At 55.7% G+C, this 17,824-nt stretch carries 19 protein-coding genes and 3 tRNA genes; 7 read left to right on the forward strand and 15 right to left on the reverse strand.

The features are described from left to right. Positions 1-68 precede the first annotated feature (68 nt). The 9 genes from LW136_RS13300 to thrS form a co-directional block, all read right to left on the reverse strand. Positions 69-145 (reverse strand) — tRNA-Pro (locus LW136_RS13300). A gap of 85 nt (positions 146-230) precedes the next feature. Further along, entirely contained in the window at positions 231-587 is a 357-nt protein-coding gene (locus tag LW136_RS13305; protein WP_003298372.1) for a MerR family transcriptional regulator, read from the reverse strand. Next, the gene (gene ihfA / locus LW136_RS13310; RefSeq protein WP_003282572.1) at positions 568-870 is read right to left on the reverse strand and encodes an integration host factor subunit alpha; all 303 of its coding nucleotides are present in this window, start codon (positions 868-870) and stop codon (positions 568-570) included. Before ihfA ends, LW136_RS13305 begins: the two co-directional genes overlap by 20 nt. 3 nt (positions 871-873) lie before the next feature. Continuing rightward, a complete protein-coding gene (gene pheT, locus LW136_RS13315) occupies positions 874-3,252 on the reverse strand; it encodes a phenylalanine--tRNA ligase subunit beta (RefSeq protein WP_234173098.1) in 2,379 nt (792 codons plus the stop codon). 36 nt (positions 3,253-3,288) lie between these two features. Continuing rightward, positions 3,289-4,305 carry a phenylalanine--tRNA ligase subunit alpha gene (pheS, locus tag LW136_RS13320; protein WP_041014308.1) on the reverse strand — a complete coding sequence of 339 codons (1,017 nt, stop codon included), beginning with the start codon at positions 4,303-4,305 and terminating at the stop codon, positions 3,289-3,291. A 172-nt stretch (positions 4,306-4,477) separates the two neighbouring features. Then, positions 4,478-4,834, reverse strand: a complete 357-nt coding sequence (rplT, locus tag LW136_RS13325; protein ID WP_003282569.1) for a 50S ribosomal protein L20 — start codon at positions 4,832-4,834, stop codon at positions 4,478-4,480. A gap of 27 nt (positions 4,835-4,861) precedes the next feature. Continuing rightward, positions 4,862-5,056 carry a 50S ribosomal protein L35 gene (gene rpmI, locus LW136_RS13330; RefSeq protein ID WP_003289526.1) on the reverse strand — a complete coding sequence of 65 codons (195 nt, stop codon included), beginning with the start codon at positions 5,054-5,056 and terminating at the stop codon, positions 4,862-4,864. A gap of 62 nt (positions 5,057-5,118) precedes the next feature. Beyond that, positions 5,119-5,670 carry a translation initiation factor IF-3 gene (gene infC / locus LW136_RS13335; protein WP_172602761.1) on the reverse strand — a complete coding sequence of 184 codons (552 nt, stop codon included), beginning with the start codon at positions 5,668-5,670 and terminating at the stop codon, positions 5,119-5,121. Then, on the reverse strand, positions 5,670-7,592 hold the full coding sequence (thrS, locus tag LW136_RS13340; protein WP_102833666.1) for a threonine--tRNA ligase: 1,923 nt from the start codon (positions 7,590-7,592) through the stop codon (positions 5,670-5,672). Before thrS ends, infC begins: the two co-directional genes overlap by 1 nt. A gap of 347 nt (positions 7,593-7,939) precedes the next feature. On the opposite strand from thrS, the gene LW136_RS13345 reads away from it, so the two are divergent. Continuing rightward, positions 7,940-8,218 (forward strand): shufflon-specific recombinase, encoded by a 279-nt coding sequence (locus tag LW136_RS13345; protein ID WP_102833667.1) that lies wholly within the window; start codon positions 7,940-7,942, stop codon positions 8,216-8,218. A gap of 15 nt (positions 8,219-8,233) precedes the next feature. Here the strand turns inward: LW136_RS13345 and LW136_RS13350 are convergent. Together LW136_RS13350 and LW136_RS13355 are read right to left on the reverse strand one after the other, a co-directional pair. Next, a protein-coding gene (locus LW136_RS13350; RefSeq protein WP_102833668.1) for an IS3 family transposase occupies positions 8,234-9,384 on the reverse strand; the annotation gives its coding sequence in 2 pieces (ribosomal slippage) (positions 8,234-9,147 and positions 9,147-9,384; 1,152 coding nt in all). A gap of 427 nt (positions 9,385-9,811) precedes the next feature. Further along, a tRNA-Val gene (locus LW136_RS13355) sits at positions 9,812-9,888 on the reverse strand. A gap of 167 nt (positions 9,889-10,055) precedes the next feature. Here LW136_RS13355 and LW136_RS13360 point away from each other — a divergent pair. Beyond that, positions 10,056-11,339 (forward strand): NAD(P)/FAD-dependent oxidoreductase, encoded by a 1,284-nt coding sequence (locus LW136_RS13360; protein WP_102833669.1) that lies wholly within the window; start codon positions 10,056-10,058, stop codon positions 11,337-11,339. 6 nt (positions 11,340-11,345) lie between these two features. Here LW136_RS13360 and LW136_RS13365 read toward each other — a convergent pair whose 3' ends face one another. Further along, complete coding sequence (locus LW136_RS13365) at positions 11,346-12,299, reverse strand: PA2778 family cysteine peptidase (protein WP_102833670.1); 954 nt, start codon at positions 12,297-12,299, stop codon at positions 11,346-11,348. Next, entirely contained in the window at positions 12,296-12,697 is a 402-nt protein-coding gene (locus LW136_RS13370) for a PA2779 family protein (RefSeq protein WP_003298355.1), read from the reverse strand. The genes LW136_RS13365 and LW136_RS13370 overlap by 4 nt, the downstream gene beginning before the upstream one ends. A 184-nt stretch (positions 12,698-12,881) precedes the next feature. Between LW136_RS13370 and LW136_RS13375 the strand changes: the two genes are divergently transcribed. Continuing rightward, entirely contained in the window at positions 12,882-13,199 is a 318-nt protein-coding gene (locus LW136_RS13375) for an I78 family peptidase inhibitor (protein WP_180982772.1), read from the forward strand. A gap of 74 nt (positions 13,200-13,273) precedes the next feature. Here the strand turns inward: LW136_RS13375 and LW136_RS13380 are convergent, their stop codons facing one another. Further along, positions 13,274-14,305: an acyltransferase family protein gene (locus LW136_RS13380; RefSeq protein WP_230697802.1), complete on the reverse strand. Its 1,032-nt coding sequence runs from the start codon at positions 14,303-14,305 to the stop codon at positions 13,274-13,276. A 228-nt stretch (positions 14,306-14,533) separates the two neighbouring features. On the opposite strand from LW136_RS13380, the gene mobA reads away from it, so the two are divergent. The 3 genes from mobA to LW136_RS13395 all read left to right on the forward strand — a co-directional run bounded on the left by mobA (position 14,534) and on the right by LW136_RS13395 (position 15,637). Then, complete coding sequence (mobA, locus tag LW136_RS13385) at positions 14,534-15,139, forward strand: molybdenum cofactor guanylyltransferase MobA (RefSeq protein WP_230697801.1); 606 nt, start codon at positions 14,534-14,536, stop codon at positions 15,137-15,139. A gap of 45 nt (positions 15,140-15,184) precedes the next feature. After that, a complete protein-coding gene (locus LW136_RS13390; RefSeq protein WP_003298350.1) occupies positions 15,185-15,406 on the forward strand; it encodes a YgdI/YgdR family lipoprotein in 222 nt (73 codons plus the stop codon). Positions 15,407-15,560: 154 nt separating this feature from the next. After that, positions 15,561-15,637 (forward strand) — tRNA-Pro (locus tag LW136_RS13395). Between the two features lie 83 nt (positions 15,638-15,720). Here LW136_RS13395 and LW136_RS13400 read toward each other — a convergent pair. Beyond that, positions 15,721-15,966: a glutaredoxin family protein gene (locus LW136_RS13400; RefSeq protein WP_031297609.1), complete on the reverse strand. Its 246-nt coding sequence runs from the start codon at positions 15,964-15,966 to the stop codon at positions 15,721-15,723. A 421-nt stretch (positions 15,967-16,387) separates the two neighbouring features. On the opposite strand from LW136_RS13400, the gene LW136_RS13405 reads away from it, so the two are divergent. Beyond that, positions 16,388-17,674: an OprD family porin gene (locus LW136_RS13405; RefSeq protein WP_041014314.1), complete on the forward strand. Its 1,287-nt coding sequence runs from the start codon at positions 16,388-16,390 to the stop codon at positions 17,672-17,674. Positions 17,675-17,824: the final 150 nt, after the last annotated feature.

The following is a 17,824-nucleotide window of genomic DNA, read 5'->3' on the forward strand; positions in this document are numbered from 1 at the left end:
GCGCCGAAAAATCTGCAGGCATAAAAAAATCCAGTCACCGTTAAGTGACTGGATTTTCTAGGGTTTTTTGGTCGGGACGGAGTGATTCGAACACTCGACCCCTTGCACCCCATGCAAGTGCGCTACCAGGCTGCGCTACGCCCCGACTGACGCCAACAGCACTGCTGAAAGCGGATCGAACTATACATTAAGCATCTGAAAATGTGAAAGTTTTTTAGATACCAGATCGACTATTTCCTCAGCACCTGAAGAACCTCTTCCAACTCCGAGATCATCTGCCGAATGAGCTGCTTGTACTGAGTGGTGTCGTCGCGCGCTTCGTCGCCGGACATGCGCTGTCTGGCGCCACCGATGGTGAAGCCTTGATCGTACAGCAGCGCACGAATCTGACGAATCATCAGGACATCCTGCCGCTGGTAGTAGCGCCGGTTGCCGCGTCGCTTAACCGGATTGAGCTGAGGGAACTCCTGCTCCCAGTAACGCAGCACGTGAGGCTTGACTGCACAAAGCTCGCTCACCTCACCAATGGTGAAATAGCGCTTGCCGGGGATCGACGGAAGCTCGTCGTTATGACTTGGTTCCAGCATAGGCCTCGACTCTCGCTTTGAGTTTCTGCCCTGGACGGAACGTCACCACGCGACGCGCCGTGATAGGTATCTCCTCACCTGTCTTCGGATTGCGACCCGGCCGCTGACGCTTGTCGCGCAGGTCAAAGTTGCCGAACCCGGACAACTTGACCTGCTCGTTATGCTCGAGCGCCTGACGGATCTCCTCGAAAAACAGCTCCACCAACTCCTTGGCCTCGCGCTTATTCAAGCCCAGCTCTTCATATAGACGTTCCGCCATTTCAGCTTTCGTCAGAGCCCCCATACGCTATTTCCTTAACGTGGCGTTGAACCTTTCTTCCAGGGAGGTGAGGATTTTCTGCATCGCACCGTTCACCTCATCGTCGTTTAGAGTGCGCGATGGGTGCTGCCAGGTCAAGCCGACTGCCATACTTTTGCTAAGAGGATCAATACCTTTCCCCTGATAGACATCAAATAGCTTGAGGTCTGTCAGGTTCTCGCCCGCAGCATCACGAATGCAACTCAGGATATCTTCGGCCGCGATCTCCTGCCCGACCAGCACAGCAAGGTCACGCCGGACTTCCGGGAATCGCGACAGCTCCGTGAAGGAAGGCATCCGCCCCTCGGCAATCTCGCTAAGCTTCAACTCAAACATGTAGACCGGCTGATCGATACCCAGGGTGCTTGCCAGCTCAGGATGGAGACTCCCAACGAATCCGACCAATCGGCCGTCGCGCTCGATACGCGCGGTCTGCCCCGGGTGCAGTGCCGGATGTTCTCCCGCAACGAAACGATAGACGCCAGCATTTCCGGCAAAAGCAAGCAGCGCCTCGACATCTGCCTTGATGTCGTAAAAGTCCACCGCCTCGCGCGAGTTCGTCCAACCCTCTGGCTGACGGCTCCCGGTTAGCACGCCAGCCAGCATACTTTCCTGCTCAAGCTCTTGTAACTGACCAACAAAGCGCAACCCTGCCTCGAACAGACGCACACGTGGTTGCTGCCGGTTGAGGTTGTACTGCAGCGCCTTGACCAGCCCTGGCCAAAGCGACGCGCGCATGGCCGCCATATCAGCGGAGATCGGGTTGGCAAGCTGCAACGGCTTCATGTCAGGACTGAACAGCTCGAACAGCTTGGGATCGATGAAGCTGTAAGTGATCGCCTCCTGATATCCGCGGGCGACCAGTAAACGCCGAAGCAAAGGTAGCTCGGCACGAGCCTCGGGCTTTGCCTCAGGTGCAAGCCGGGCCTGCGGATAACGCACGGGCAAGCGGTCATAACCATACAGCCGACCCAGCTCTTCGATCAGATCGACCTCAAGACTGATATCGAAGCGGTGACTCGGAACACAGACCTGCCAGCGACCTTTAGCCTCTTCGATAACCACCAAGTCTAAGGATGTCAGCAGGCGCACCACTTCGGCGCCATTCATTTCCAGCCCCAGCATCTGGTTGATGCGCTCAGCGCGCAAAGTTACTGGAGCGACTTTCGGCAAGTCGTCTTCGCTGACCACCTCAATGATCGGGCCCGCCTCGCCGCCAACGATATCCAGTAACAGACTCGTTGCACGCTCCATTGCCTGACGGGCGAGCTGCGAGTCGACGCCCCGCTCGTAGCGATGGGAAGCATCGGTGTGCAAACCGTAGGAACGAGCTTTGCCGGCCAACGCAATGGTGTCGAAAAAGGCACTTTCGAGGAAGATATTCTGGGTAGCGGTGCTTACGCCGCTGTGCTCTCCACCCATGACACCCGCGATGGCAAGAGCGCGCTGATGGTCTGCAATAACGAGCGTATCCGCACGCAGGGCGATCTCCTGACCGTCAAGCAAGACGAGCTTTTCGCCCTCCTCAGCCATCCGAACCCGGATACCGCCCTTGATCTCGGCAAGGTCGAAGGCATGCAGGGGCTGACCCAGTTCGAGCATTACGTAGTTGGTTACATCGACGATGGCATCAATGCTACGGATATCGGAGCGGCGCAGACGCTCAACCATCCAAAGCGGCGCCGGGCGCGACAGATCAACATTACGGACAACACGCCCGAGATAACGCGGGCATGCCTTGGGAGCCAGGACCTCGACTGGGCGTGTGTCGTCATGATGCAAAGGCGCCACGGTGAATTGCACCGGACTGACCAGTGAGCCATAAATCGCACCAACTTCACGAGCCAAGCCAGCGATGGAGAGGCAGTCACCACGGTTTGGGGTCAAACCGATTTCGATACTTGCATCGTCGAGACCGAGATACTCACGAAAATCAGTACCGACCGGCGCATCGCCGGCCAGCTCCATCAGTCCGCTATCGTCACTCCCCACCTGCAGCTCGGTTTCCGAGCAAAGCATGCCATTGGATTCGATACCGCGGAGCTTGGCCTTCTTGATCTTGAAGTCGCCCGGCAATTGAGCACCGATCATTGCAAACGGAATCTTCAGGCCAGGCCGCACGTTCGGGGCTCCGCAGACGACCTGAAAGGTTTCACTTCCATTGCTGACCTGACAGACCCGAAGCTTGTCGGCATCAGGATGCTGCACGGTTTCGAGGACCTCACCAACAACCACACCGCTGAAGCTGCCAGCAACGGGGGTAACAGCATCCACCTCAAGCCCGACCATGGACAGCCGAGCGACCAGCTCCTCGCGGGAGACCTGCGGATTTACCCAGCTCCGCAGCCATTGTTCACTGAATTTCATCCTGTTCTCCTAATAGTTCGTTGACGGGCGGCGGTACTAGCGAAATTGCGCAAGAAACCGCAGATCGTTATCGAAGAACAGGCGCAAGTCATTGACACCGTAACGCAGCATAGCGAGACGCTCAACACCCATACCGAAGGCGAACCCGGAATAACGCTCCGGATCGATTCCAGACATCCTCAATACATTCGGATGCACCATGCCGCAGCCCATTACCTCAAGCCAGCCGGTCTGCTTGCACACTCGGCAACCCTTGCCGCTACACATCACGCACTGCATGTCGACTTCTGCAGAGGGCTCGGTGAACGGAAAGAAGGAAGGCCGGAAGCGAACACCTAGCGGCTTCTCAAAGAACACCCGCAGGAACTCTTCAATGGTGCCTTTCAGATCAGCAAAGCTAACGCCCTCGTCGATCAGCAGCCCTTCGACCTGATGGAACATGGGGGAGTGAGTGATATCGGAATCGCAACGATAGACGCGGCCAGGGCAGACGATACGAATGGGAGGTTGACGTGATTCCATGGTGCGCACCTGAACCGGCGAGGTATGCGTGCGCAGCAACATGTTGGCATTGAAGTAGAAGGTATCGTGCATCGCCCTCGCCGGGTGATGCCCCGGAATATTCAGCGCCTCGAAGTTGTGGTAATCATCTTCGACTTCGGGACCCTCTGCCACGCTGTAACCAATGTGGCTGAAGAACTGCTCAACGCGCTCCAAGGTACGAGTTACCGGGTGCAGTCCGCCGGACGCCTCGCCGCGTCCAGGCAGTGTCACGTCGATTCGCTCGGCTGACAATTTAGCATCCAAGGCGGCCTTTTCCAGATCAGCCTTGCGAGCATTCAGCACATCCTGAACACTGCTCTTGGCCGCGTTGATCAGCGCACCGGCTTGCGGACGCTCCTCAGCAGAAAGCTTGCCCAGCGTTTGCATCAGCTGAGTGAGTTCGCCCTTCTTTCCCAGGTACTGAACACGTACCTGCTCGAGAGCACCGATATCCTCGCTTTGTTGCACGGCCTCTAGCGCTTGGGAGACCAGTGCATCCAAATTTTCCATGTACACAACCTCCAGAGGTTCTTGCAGAACCGCGCCGGTCAAACGCCCTTATTGGTCGTCGCCATACGCATTTTTGCAAAAGCCCCTTCCAGATACGAAATAGGGGAAGAGCACAAGGCTCTTCCCCTATTGATGACGTTGCAACGAACCCGAGAGTCCGGATTGTCAGGGCTTAAGCCAGAGAAGCTTTGGCTTTCTCGACAATCGCAGCAAACGCCGCTTTTTCGTTCACTGCCAGATCGGCCAGAACCTTGCGATCGATCTCGATGGCCGCCTTTTTCAGACCGGCGATCAGACGGCTGTAAGACAGACCGTTAACACGAGCACCAGCATTGATACGAGCGATCCACAGAGCGCGGAACTGACGCTTGCGCTGACGGCGATCGCGGTAGGCGTACTGGCCAGCCTTGATTACCGCCTGCTTGGCGACGCGGAATACACGCGAACGCGCTCCGTAGTAGCCTTTGGCGAGTTTCAGAATTTTCTTGTGACGGCGACGGGCAACGACGCCACGCTTAACACGAGCCATGAGTTATTCCTCTGAGTCTTGACCGGATCAACGAACGCGCAGCATGCGCTCCACTTTTGCAACGTCGGACGGGTGCACTTGCGAGCAACCGCGCAGCTGACGCTTACGCTTGGTGGACATCTTGGTCAGGATGTGGCTCTTGAAAGCGTGCTTGTGCTTGAAGCCGTTAGCAGTCTTCTTGAAGCGCTTCGCAGCACCACTTTTAGTCTTCATCTTTGGCATGTTCGGTACTCCACATTGTGGGTGATTACAAATAACCGCAAGGCCTGCCAGTGCCCTGGGGGTTACTTTTTCTTCTTGGGAGCGATGACCATGATCAGCTGGCGTCCTTCCATCTTCGGATGCTGTTCGACCGAGCCATATTCCGCGAGATCGTTTTCGACCCGCTTCAACAGCTCCATCCCCAGCTCCTGATGGGCCATCTCACGGCCACGGAATCGCAAAGATACCTTGGCCCTGTCCCCGTCACTCAGGAAACGCACCAGGTTGCGTAGCTTGACCTGGTAGTCCCCTTCTTCCGTCCCTGGACGAAACTTTACTTCTTTAACCTGAATCTGCTTCTGGTTTTTCTTCGCCGCAGCAACCTGCTTTTTCTTCTCAAACAGATGCTTGCCGTAATCCATGATCCGACAGACCGGAGGATTTGCATCGGCGGAAATTTCAACCAGATCCAGCTTGGCTTCTTCAGCTACTTGCAGCGCTTCATCAATCGAGACGATGCCAATCTGCTCGCCGTCAGCACCAATCAAACGGACCTCACGAGCCGAGATATTCTCGTTGATCGGGGCCTTGGGTGCAGCTCGTTTATCCTGTCTCATTTCACGCTTAATAGTCATTACTCCAATTCTTGGCGACCACGCCGGGAAACCGCCTGTGTCAACATCTGCGCGAACTGCTCGAGGGGCATAGAGCCCAGATCGACGCCTTCACGGGTGCGCACAGCAACGGATCGTGTCTCAACCTCCCGATCCCCGATAACCAAGAGATAAGGAGTCTTGAGCAAAGTATGCTCGCGGATTTTAAAGCCGATCTTTTCGTTTCTCAAGTCGCACTTGGCACGAAACCCGCTTTGGACGAGCGTTTTTTCGACTTCAGCGGCAAAAGCGGCCTGCTTGTCGGTGATATTCATGATCACCGCCTGAGTCGGCGCAAGCCAGGCCGGGAAAGCGCCCTCGTAATGCTCGATCAGAATACCAATGAAACGCTCGAACGAACCGAGGATGGCTCGATGCAGCATGACTGGGTGCTGCCGATCATTATTCTCGCTGACATACTCTGCGCCCAGCCGCACCGGAAGATTGAAGTCCAGCTGCAGGGTACCGCACTGCCATACACGACCCAGACAATCGCGCAAGGAGAACTCGATCTTGGGGCCATAAAAAGCCCCCTCGCCCGGCTGCAGGTCGTACGGCAGCCCAGCACTTTCGAGCGCCGCCGCCAGCGCCGCTTCAGCCTTATCCCAAAGCTCATCGGAGCCGACACGCTTCTCGGGCCGGGTCGAGAGCTTCAGCTCGATATCCGAAAAACCGAAATCGGCATACACCGCTTGCGTCAGCTTGATGAACGCCGCCGACTCAGCCTGCATCTGCTCTTCGGTGCAGAAGATGTGCGCATCGTCCTGAGTAAAGCCTCGTACTCGCATGATGCCGTGCAGCGCACCAGACGGCTCATTACGGTGGCAAGCGCCAAATTCGGCTAGCCGCAGCGGCAGCTCGCGATAGCTCTTCAAGCCCTGATTGTAAACCTGCACATGGCAGGGGCAGTTCATCGGCTTGATCGCGTAATCACGACTTTCCGACTCAGTCGTGAACATGTTTTCGGCGTAGTTCGCCCAATGCCCGGATTTCTCCCAGAGCACGCGATCAACCACCTGCGGCGTCCTAATTTCCAGGTAACCGTTTTCGCGCTGAACCTGCCGCATGTACTGCTCTAGCACCTGATACAGCGTCCAACCATTGGGATGCCAGAACACCATCCCAGGCGCCTCTTCCTGGGTATGAAACAGATCCAGACGCTTGCCGATCTTGCGGTGGTCGCGCTTTTCAGCTTCCTCGATACGCTGGATATAAGCAGCCAGCTGCTTCTTGTCGGCCCAAGCCGTACCGTAGATGCGCTGGAGCTGCTCATTCTTCGCATCTCCACGCCAGTAGGCACCAGACAGCTTGGTGAGCTTGAAAGACTTCAGAAAGCGTGTATTCGGCACGTGCGGACCACGACACATGTCGACGTACTCTTCGTGGTAATACAAGCCCATCGCCTGTTCGTCGGGCATATCTTCGACCAGACGAAGCTTGTAATCCTCGCCGCGCGAGGCAAATACATCTATCACCTCCGCTCGCGGCGTCACCTTCTTGATGACGTCGTAGTCGCGTTCGATCAGCTCTTTCATACGCTGCTCGATGACAGCAACGTCATCGGGAGTGAAAGGACGTTCGTAGGCGATATCGTAGTAGAAGCCCTCATCAATGACCGGCCCAATGACCATGCGGGCGGTCGGGTAGAGCTGCTTCACAGCATGCCCGATAAGGTGCGCACAGGAGTGACGAATGATCTCCAGCCCCTCCTCATCCTTCGGCGTGATGATCTGTAGCGCTGCATCTTTTTCAATCAGATCACAAGCATCGACCAGCTTGCCGTCGACCTTGCCGGCAACGGTCGCCTTGGCGAGGCCAGCACCAATGGACTGAGCCACTTCGGCCACAGTAACCGGATGATCGAACGAACGCTGACTGCCATCGGGAAGAGTAATGGTGGGCATGGCGCCTCCTCTCCTAGTGGTGACCCGTACCAAAGGCCACATGGGTTGGGATGAGCCAGTAAAGCGATTCGGCGAGCACACCTGCCGCACAATGGCAGGAGCCTTAGGCTCACCCGACCGAACCGAAGTCACTGGAGGAAAACAAGACTGGCGATGCTTTCAGAAACCCTGACCTCTGACAAGCAAGCCAAAAAAAAGGGCCGCGTAAGCGACCCTTTTATTCGAATTGGTAGGCACAATTGGATTCGAACCAACGACCCCCACCATGTCAAGCAGGCCGCAAAAGCGACGGGCACTATACACGGTGCAGCCCCTAGGAACCATCCATTCACACAGGAGGTTTCTAAATGGCAACGATACGTCAGCTTTCCTCAGGGAACTGGAATGCACAGGTAAGGGTGCAGGGGAAGCCTGCTCAGTCCAAGACCTTCCCCACCGAGGAAGCAGCACAGCAATGGGCTAGGCAGCAAGAAGCCCTCACCAAGGAACACAAGTCGCACACCATCTATTCCCTTGGCATGTCCTATTGCCAAGCCCGCCTCCTGGGGAGAGGAAGCCACAAGCATGCTCTACAAATAGTGGAGCATCTAGCCAAGGCATTCCCTCAGCCCATCCAAGACATCTGAATCGCCCCGGCTTTCCTAGACACTTTCCAAGCTCTGGAAATAGCGCTTTTCAAAATCCACTGGCGATAGCTGCATAGCGCTGCTGTGCCGGCGTTTAGGGTTATAAAACATCTCGATGTAATCGAACACATCAGCGCGTGCTTCTTCCCGAGTGCCGTAGGTTTTCTGTCTGATGCGTTCGGGCTTCAGCAGTTGGAAAAAACTTTCTGCCACGGCATTGTCGTGACAGTTACCGCGCCGGCTCATGCTACTGATCAGGTTGTTGGCCTTAAGGAAACTTTGCCAGTCCAAGCTACTGAACTGACTGCCCTGGTCTGAGTGGATCATCACTTCCTGCTTGGGTTTGCGCCGCCACACCGCCATCAGTAAGGCATCAATCGCGAGATCGCTGCACATCCGTGGTTTCATCGACCAGCCGACCACTTGGCGTGAAAACAGATCCAGCACCACTGCCAAGTAAAGCCAGCCTTCATAGGTGCGGATGTAGGTGATGTCAGTAACCCAGACTTTATTGGGCTCAGCGACCTTGAACTGCCTCTCCAGACGGTTGGGCGAGGCCACTTTCGGCTTGCCACCGTAATAGCCAGGGCGCCGACGATAGCCGGTCTGCGAACGCAGCTTCTCCAACCTCATCAGGCGGGCCACGCGGTGACGGCCACAGGACTCACCCAACTCACGCAGGTCGTCGTGGATCTTTCGATAGCCGTAAACACCACCACTTTCCAGCCACGCATGCTTGATCAACCCGAGCAGACGCTGATCTTCCTTGGCGCGTACGGAGCTAGGCTCGGATAGCCAAGCGTAGTAACCGCTGGGATGCACTTTGAGGGCTTGGCAGAGACGCCGAACCGGATACTCCACCGACAGCTTGCTGATGAAGGCGTACTTCAGCCGGACTCCTTGGCAAAGTACGCGGCGGCCTTTTTTAGGATGTCTCGCTCTTCGGTCACTCGCTTGAGTTCAGCACGCAGACGACGCAGTTCGGCCTGCTGATCATCCTCTTGCTGCCGCTTTTCCTGGGGCTTGCTGTAGCGTTTGATCCAGGCATACAGGCTGTGCACCGACATACCTAACCGCGCTGCCACCTCGGCTACAGGAAGGCCACGCTCGGTCACTTGCTTGACCGCTTCGATTTTGAATTCTTCGGGGTAACGCTGGTTGCTCATGGCACCTCCTAATGGGCCTCATTATGAGGCTTGGAGGTGTCTACGAAACTAGGGGCGATTCACGCATAAGGGCTGGCAGTGTCTCGCCTATGGCATCGGGTAGGCATCAGGTGTAACTCCTCGTATACGAGCTTACAGAGGCTCCCCATCGAAGGCACATAGCTCAGTTGGTTAGAGCATCTGAGCGTAGCGAATCCGGGGCGAACGAAGTGAGGACCACCTTCACTAGGTGGGGACATTCCTATATATAACAAAGGCTTAGGTATTGACGTTCACACTAGATCGGTGTGAATGAGGGGATGTCCTTCACACGTTCACATTGCCCAGTGTGAAAAGGGGCTGTAAATTGTAAAGGTTTTCTAGGGACAAACAAAAAGGGGAACCCGCTAGGATTCCCCTTTATGTACCGCGCTAAGCGGCTTCGAATTGGTAGGCACAATTGGATTCGAACCAACGACCCCCACCATGTCAAGGTGGTGCTCTAACCAACTGAGCTATGTGCCTTCGATGGGGGCGCATTCTAAAGCCAAGAAAAAAAGAGTCAAGCGGTTTTTCTTCTAACTCACTGATATCTGGAAATTTTGAAAATTCCTGCTTGCTATGTTGCGACGCTGGCGAGCTACAGGGTCAAGCGCTAGGATGCGTAAAAAATTCAGAACAGAGAATCCAAGATGCCGCACAACAATTATCCCGCTTCCTACTACGCAGCGACGGCCAACGCGAAAGTTGTTCGACAAGAACTTCAGGAAAACAAGCAGGCCGACGTGTGCGTGATCGGCGCCGGATACACAGGCCTGTCGACGGCCCTGTTTCTTCTTGAAAAGGGTTTCAGCGTAATCATATTGGAAGCAGCCAAGGTCGGTTTCGGCGCCTCTGGGCGCAATGGCGGGCAGATCGTCAACAGCTACAGCCGAGACCTTGACAGCATCGAGCGCAGTGCGAGCGCCTCGGCAGCGAAGTTGATCGGGGATATGGCATTCGAAGGCGGACGAATTATCCGTGAACGTGTAGCACGCTATGGCATTCAGTGCGACCTGAAAGACGGCGGCGTATTTGCCGCCTTCAATCAGAAGCAGATGCACCACCTCGAAGCACAGAAGGCCTTGTGGGAAAGATATGGCTACCCGCACCTCGAGCTACTGGATAAACAAGGCATACAGCGAGTGGTCGCTAGCGAGAGCTATGCCGGAGGTATGCTCGACAAGCAAGGCGGCCATATTCACCCTCTCAATCTGGCACTCGGAGAAGCAGAAGCTGTTGAATCACTGGGAGGCAGCATCTTCGAGCAATCCCCCGCGCTTCGCATCGAATATGGCGACGCGCCGCTGGTGCACACTCCAAAGGGGACCGTGCGCGCAAGATTCGTCGTAGTAGCAGGCAACGCCTATCTTGGCAATTTGATTCCCGAGCTCGCCGCCAAATCCATGCCTTGCGGCACACAAGTGGTCGCGACGGAGCCACTTGATGATGAACTCGCAAACAGCCTTCTGCCTCAGGACTATTGCGTAGAGGACTGCAATTATCTGCTTGATTACTACCGGCTCTCAGCGGACAAACGGCTCATCTACGGGGGCGGCGTAGTGTACGGCGCACGTGATCCCGCCGACATCGAATCGATCATACGGCCCAATATGCTGAAGACCTTTCCGCAGCTGGAAAAAGTGAAGATCGACTTTGCCTGGACAGGCAATTTCCTGCTGACGCTTTCACGGCTGCCCCAGGTGGGGCGACTGGGCAGCAACATCTACTACTCGCAGGGTTGTAGCGGCCATGGCGTCACCTACACACATGTTGCTGGAAAGGTGATCGCGGAGGCCCTGAGCGGCCAGGCAGAGCGCTTTGATGCGCTCGCCAGCCTGCCTCATTACCCTTTCCCTGGAGGACAGCGTTTTCAGGTACCGCTCAGCGCTCTCGGAGCGATGTACTACAACCTGCGCGACAGGCTTGGCTTCTGACCGAGATCACTTGGACACGCATGGCGGGCTCGGCAAGCATTGCGCCGCTCGCTTGCTCTCCAGGGCCGGCAGCGGCGCCCTGAGCCGATCATCATCCGGATCCATTCGCAGGGCACAGGCCTGTGCGTGGCGAGCACCCACGTCACAACCGTTCTCAGCCATTACCTGCGATAGATTGAACCAGCCAATGGCGAAGCCCGGGTCGAGACGAACACTGCGCCGTAACGATTCCTCAGCCGCAGCCTTTTCTCCAGCCGCATACTGACTGTTCGCCAAAGCAAACTGCGTGAGCGCCGAGTTCCAACGCTTCGCGCCGGCTTCGTACGCCGCCCGAGCCGCGCGCAGTTGCCCAACCTCTTCCAGATCGCTGGCACTGCGCAGCCAGACAGTTTCTTGCGCAGTTTGTGGTATCCGCTGTGGCTGCAAAGCAAGCACGGCCCAGCGCTCCGCCTTGCGCCACGAGCGCTCGAACTCGTGAAAACTCACCACCAAACGCTTGGTAGTGCCAGACCTAAGCACAATTTCCTGATCTGCAAGGTCATAGCCCACCACCACGGCAAAATGCCATTGAGGCCAACGATCGAAAGCGAGGTTCTGTAGAACCAGCACCGGGTTGCCCGCAGCGACTTCGGCAAGAAGATCACTGAGACTAGGCTGCAGCGGATATACAAGAAGCCCAGCAGAGCGGGCGGCAGCAACCATCTCCACCTGCAAGCTGCCTTTGCGCTTGGGAATGTAGACCTGCTCTACAAGCGCTTCCGGCGTTACTTCGATGTCACGCTGCACGAGCATGGTTGCCAATGCAGCGGGTCCGCATTGGTAGTCTTCCTGCGGGTAGAACGGAACGTCCACCAACTCGGCTCTTGTCGGGAGCTGAGCATGATCGACAAGCGTAACCGTCGTTCGCGCACAGCCCCCGAGAAGACCGATCAGGAGCAGTATGAGGAGCCGCTGGCTCAACGATTGATGCAGTTGACGAAGTTGAAAATATTAGTGGCACATAGCATGTCCGTGATGATGAAGATCACTAGGAACAGCACGATCACGCCGACAACGCCTGCCCCTGCAGGGGCCTGATCAAGTTGCTGATTGAACTGGGCCAGTTCCGCTGCCGTCAGGCCGTTGATGCGCTTTTCAACCTGATCACGTTCGACGCCCATCGCTTCCAGCTTCTTTTGCACATCCTGATCATCCAGCATCGTCAGCAACTGTTGCCGATCGACCTGCTGCTGATGTTCAGCAACAACCTCAGGCGTGCCGATCATCGCAGCTTGCGCCAGCGGAACTTGAGCTACCAGAAGCAAGTGCAGAGCAGCTAGCACCGTAGCGACACGCTTGAGTAGGGGGGAATTGAACATAGCGGAACTCCTTATTTTTCTTGCAGCCAGGGGATTGCAAAGCGCCATCAGCCATTAAGACGAGCCAACGCCGCTTCGGTTCCCATCCACAGCTGTTTTTTCCAACTGGCATGGAGGCCTATCGGCATTCCCGTATCTTTGATAGTAGTTGCGCTCCGACAAACCAGACGAAAAAGGAGACGCTGTGCAGCGCATCAAACGAGCCCTACCAATTGCCATAACCTCGGCCACATTTGTACTGACAGGCTGTCAAACGACATCTACAGCACCGTCAAACAGCAGCCCGACTGTGTCAGTCGGACGGTGCAACGCCGATGCCGTGGCAAGCTTGACGGGCCAAACCGTCACGCCAGAAATACTTGAACGAGCAAGGGAGCAATCCGGGGCAATCACCGCGCGGGTCCTGCGGCCCGACGATATCGTCACGCTGGAATACAACTCGCAGAGACTGAATATCTATACCGACAAGGATATGACCATAGAGCGCATCGGCTGCGGCTAATACCGCATGCGTGATACCGCTCAGCAAGCATGGCCTGCTGAGCGGCATCTGCGTCGGTGCATGACAGGGCCGCGCTAGTGGGCAACAGCCTTGCGCATATGGAACTGAGATGCCGAAATCTGCTTGGGCGGGGTGAGCAAGAAGTACAGTTTGTAGCGATTGATCACGACTTGCGCCAACAACGGAGCCCCCGTACCGATCAGCGTTCCGATAATCAGATGCGCTGTGATTGAATCAATACCAAGGAATTTGCTGAGTATTACCCGCACCCCGCTACCGGCCAGAATATGCATCAGGTAGATCGTCATCGACGAAGCGCCGATAAACAGAAACCAATCCACGCGAAACTGACCTAGCCACATCGACAACGCGATCATGAAAAAGATGGATATGGTTGCAAGCGCGAGTACCGCCATGCCGCCATCGGCATAGTTCAGACCGAAGGTCACATGAAACAGGTACTGCCCCAGGATGAACAGCGCACCAAAAAATAGTGTCAGCTGGGTATAACGCGCAAGGAAGAACGTCTTGACCTCGTTGAACCAGACGCCCAGTGCAAAGAAGACGGTATTGCCCAGGATAAAGCGGGTCATGTTGTTTACCGTCAGATCCTGCTGGAAGACATACAGCAAGCCAAACAGGACCACGAATGGCAAGAAATAGCGCCGATCTGCCCGCGCATAAAGAAACGCACAAACTACGAACACCAGAAACAGAGCGTACAGGAACCAGAACTGCGCTCGCGGCATCCAGAGCAACGAGAACACCTCAACCAAGGTGACCTGACCGTTCGTGTAATTCGACAGGACGACTTCGAACAGACCTTGTAGTAAAGACCAGACAATAAAGGGATAGACGATTGTGTCGACCTTGTTGATGATCAACCCGCCCCGGCCCCGCTTCTGCAACGAATCGAAGAAGAATAAACCCGACAGGAAGAAGAACAGCGGCATGTGAAAGCTGTAGATGATGCTGTCGACCAGCACGAATCGCGCCTCATCCATCGGCAACCCGGCATTGAACACGCCTCGCGCGACATGCCCGTAGACAACAAGAATGATCCCGATCGCCTTGGCATAATCAACCCAAACGTTTCTCTCCTGCATTTGATTGTTCTCCTTGTATCAGCCAATGAGCAGGCGGCACCCGCTTCCAGAGAAAGTGGATGGAGGAGATAGACAACAGGATTTTTCGTTGGTTTAGCTGAAGCACTCCTGGGTAGCCGAAGCGCGACACGGATTCCAATAGAGCGCCAGGCCTCCACACCAATACCGCGCGCACGCTGCCTGACCGCCAGCCCGAGCGCTATATGCAAGCTTTTCTGGAGCGATGATATGCCCGACCCGCTACTGCCTTCCTGCTCCATCCTGCTTCTGGCGGGTGGCCGTGGGCAACGCATGGGAGGACAGGACAAAGGACTGCTCGAATGGCAGGGACGCCCATTGATTGCATGGTTGCATGAGACCGTTCAGCCATTGACAGACGACCTGCTGCTGTCCTGCAACCGCAATCGAGCCCGCTACTCGGCCTATGCCGATCGATTGATTAGCGATGAAGAGCAGGGATTCCCCGGCCCCCTTGCAGGAATACGCAGCGGTCTTGCAGCTGCTCGCAACGCCTGGATGCTCGTACTGCCGTGCGACACCCCGTTGATTGATCGCCCCTTGCTGCAGTCGCTCTACCAGACCGCGCTCGAAGAGCCAGACAGGCCAGTCATGCTGAGCTGCGAAGGCCAGTGGGAGCCCCTGTTCAGCATAATTCCCACCGGCCGACAGGCCGAAGTTGACGCTTGCTGGCAATCTGGAGAGCGCAGCCCTTTGCGTGCACTTCTTCATCTTGGCGCCCGTGCGCTTGAGGTACACCGGGGCGACCCCCGCCTCGCCAACCTGAACACACCGGAGCTGCTCAAGATCACTGGCTCGAGGGGAACTTCGTCCTAGCGGGTTTCGTCCCATGGGTATCGAACCCGCAGAAGGAACAGCGTCATGCAACCACGCATCATCCCCGCCCTGCTACTCGCGCTGGGCTTTACCGTCCTTGCCGGCTGCGCGAACCCCAGCGTGATCACGCTCAACGATGGTCGTGAAATTCAAACTCTGGACCATCCCGATTTCGATGACGAGTCGGGCTTCTACGAATATGAGCAAATCGATGGCAAGCCAGGCAAAGTGAACAAGGATCAGGTTCGCACCGTACGAGAACTCTGAGCCAGGTCGACCTTCGCACAAGATAGATCCTAGGTTATCTGCCGCGAAGGTCGATTGTTCCGCTAGCAGCTCGCAAAAGGCTGGTCGCCCCCCAAAAAAAACCCTCCTAACACCTTGTGCAGCAAAACTTTTTCTGTAGAATGCGCGCCATCTTCGGAGCGTAGCGCAGCTTGGTAGCGCGTCTCGTTCGGGACGAGAAGGTCGCTGGTTCGAATCCAGTCGCTCCGACCATATCCCGCTGTTCAGCTAGCTGCTTAGCTGAACAAAAAACCGGCAAACATGCCGGTTTTTTTATGCCTGTAATTTGTTCAACATCACGTCGAACCCTGAAGAAAACTCACCACCTGCTCTGCCTCGAACGGCCAGTCCAATTCGGAACCGGTATCGACGCGACGAAGCACCGGGATTCGCAAAGCGTAATCCTCGACCCAATCAGGGCGCTCAGCGATATCGATCAACTCGACCAGCAGCCCATATTCGACCAAAGGCATGAGCACTTCCTCGGCCTGCTCGCATAGATGGCAGCCCAAGGTCCCGAACAGTTGGCATTCCGGCAACATCTGACGTTCTCGCAATGTTATGTGCTCGAATTCTAGCAAGCGTTATTCGGCGCGCCATTGATAAATGACTTCGGTCGGCAGACGCACCAGCAACGAAAATGTGAATTCAGCCTCACTCATCAGGCGATTATGCGATGGCCCTTCGACTCTGCCCGAGCAAAACGCTAGGATGCTGCCACCCGCGGCGACGCAGATCGCCCGGCACACCCTTTAGTCTTTAACCGCCAGGCCGTTGTCTTGTGCCACTTTACGGGTCGTACACGAATATCGCGCACATGCACGATATGCCCGCGACCGTCTAGCACGTTGACTTGCGGGACTTGGCGACTAAAGTCTAAAGGCTGAAACAATGATGAAATGTTTTATTGCATGTCGCCGTAAGAGCGACCTTCAGAGCATCATCCAACGAGGAGAACAAGAAATGCCCAAGACCCCAATCGCCCGGGGCGTGGCCCTGGCCACTCTGGGAGCAACCCTAGCCATTCCTTCCATGGCTCAAGCTGCTTTTATCGAAGATACAAAGGCTGGCCTGGAGCTGCGTAACTTCTACATGAATCGTGATTTCCGCGATAACGCTAGTACTGCAAATAGCAAGGCAGAAGAGTGGGCACAGGGCTTCATTCTTCGCGTTGAGTCCGGCTTTACCGAAGGCACCGTGGGCTTTGGTGTAGATGCTCTCGGCCTGCTGGGCGTCAAGCTTGATTCGGGCGGTGGCCGTGCCAATACCGGCATTCTGCCCATGGGTGACTCGGGCGAAGCTCCCGATGACTATTCCTCGCTGGGTCTCGCAGCGAAGTTCAAGGTATCCGAGACTGTTCTGAAAGTCGGCACTCTCCAGCCCAAGAACATGGCGATTTCCTCCAGCGACTCTCGCCTGCTGCCGCAAACCTTCCAGGGCGCACAGATTGTCTCCAAGGAGATCACGGGCCTGACTCTGGACGGCGGTTACCTCAACCGTGCCAACCATCGTAACTCGTCCAATAATCAAGGCTTGGGTTATGGCGGTAAAGGCGCAGCTTTTGGTGAGGATGCAATTGATGCTTCAGACGTAGATGATTTTATCTTTGCTGGTGGTAGCTATAAGCTGACCAATGACCTTACTGCGTCGTACTACTACAGCAATCTCGAAGAAGTCTACAAGCAGCATTCCACTAACCTAGTTCATATTCTCCCACTGGGAGAAGGCCAGTCGCTGAAGACTGACCTGCGTTACGCTCGTTCCAGCGAAGACGGCAGCTCGAATGTTGACAACAAAGCACTCGGGGCTATGGTGACATACTCGCTGAGCGGCCATAGCTTTGGTCTCGGCTATCAAAAAATGAGTGGTGACACCGGTTTCGCCTATGTGGCTGAATTCACAGACCCCTTCCTGGTCAACTATGTGCAAATCAATGATTTTGCTAACGCCAACCAGAAATCCTGGCAGGCCCGCTATGACTTCAACTTCGCTGCTGTCGGCATTCCTGGCCTGACCTTCATGACTCGTTACATCACTGGCGATGGCCATGAAGATGCCGCTGGAAGGGACCTCAACCAGTGGGAACGCAACACCGATATCGGTTATACCTTCCAAGAAGGCGCGTTGAAAAACCTGAACGTCAAATGGCGTAACGCTACAGCTCGTAGCAATTACGGTACAGGCACTACGGCGTTCACTAACGCCGACGAAAACCGTCTGATCGTTAGCTACACCATCCCGCTGATGTAATAGCGGCCTACCGCATCTCGATGCAGTAGACAGAAAAACCCGCTTCGGCGGGTTTTTCTTTTCAGGAAGGTTGCGTATTACAGGCTTTATCGATTCCGCCTGTGATAAAAGTGCTGTGCAATTAAAGGGTGGAATCACCGCAGGCGTTTC

It is taken from the genome of Stutzerimonas kunmingensis, assembly GCF_021432085.1.
Taxonomy (GTDB): Bacteria; Pseudomonadota; Gammaproteobacteria; order Pseudomonadales; family Pseudomonadaceae; genus Stutzerimonas.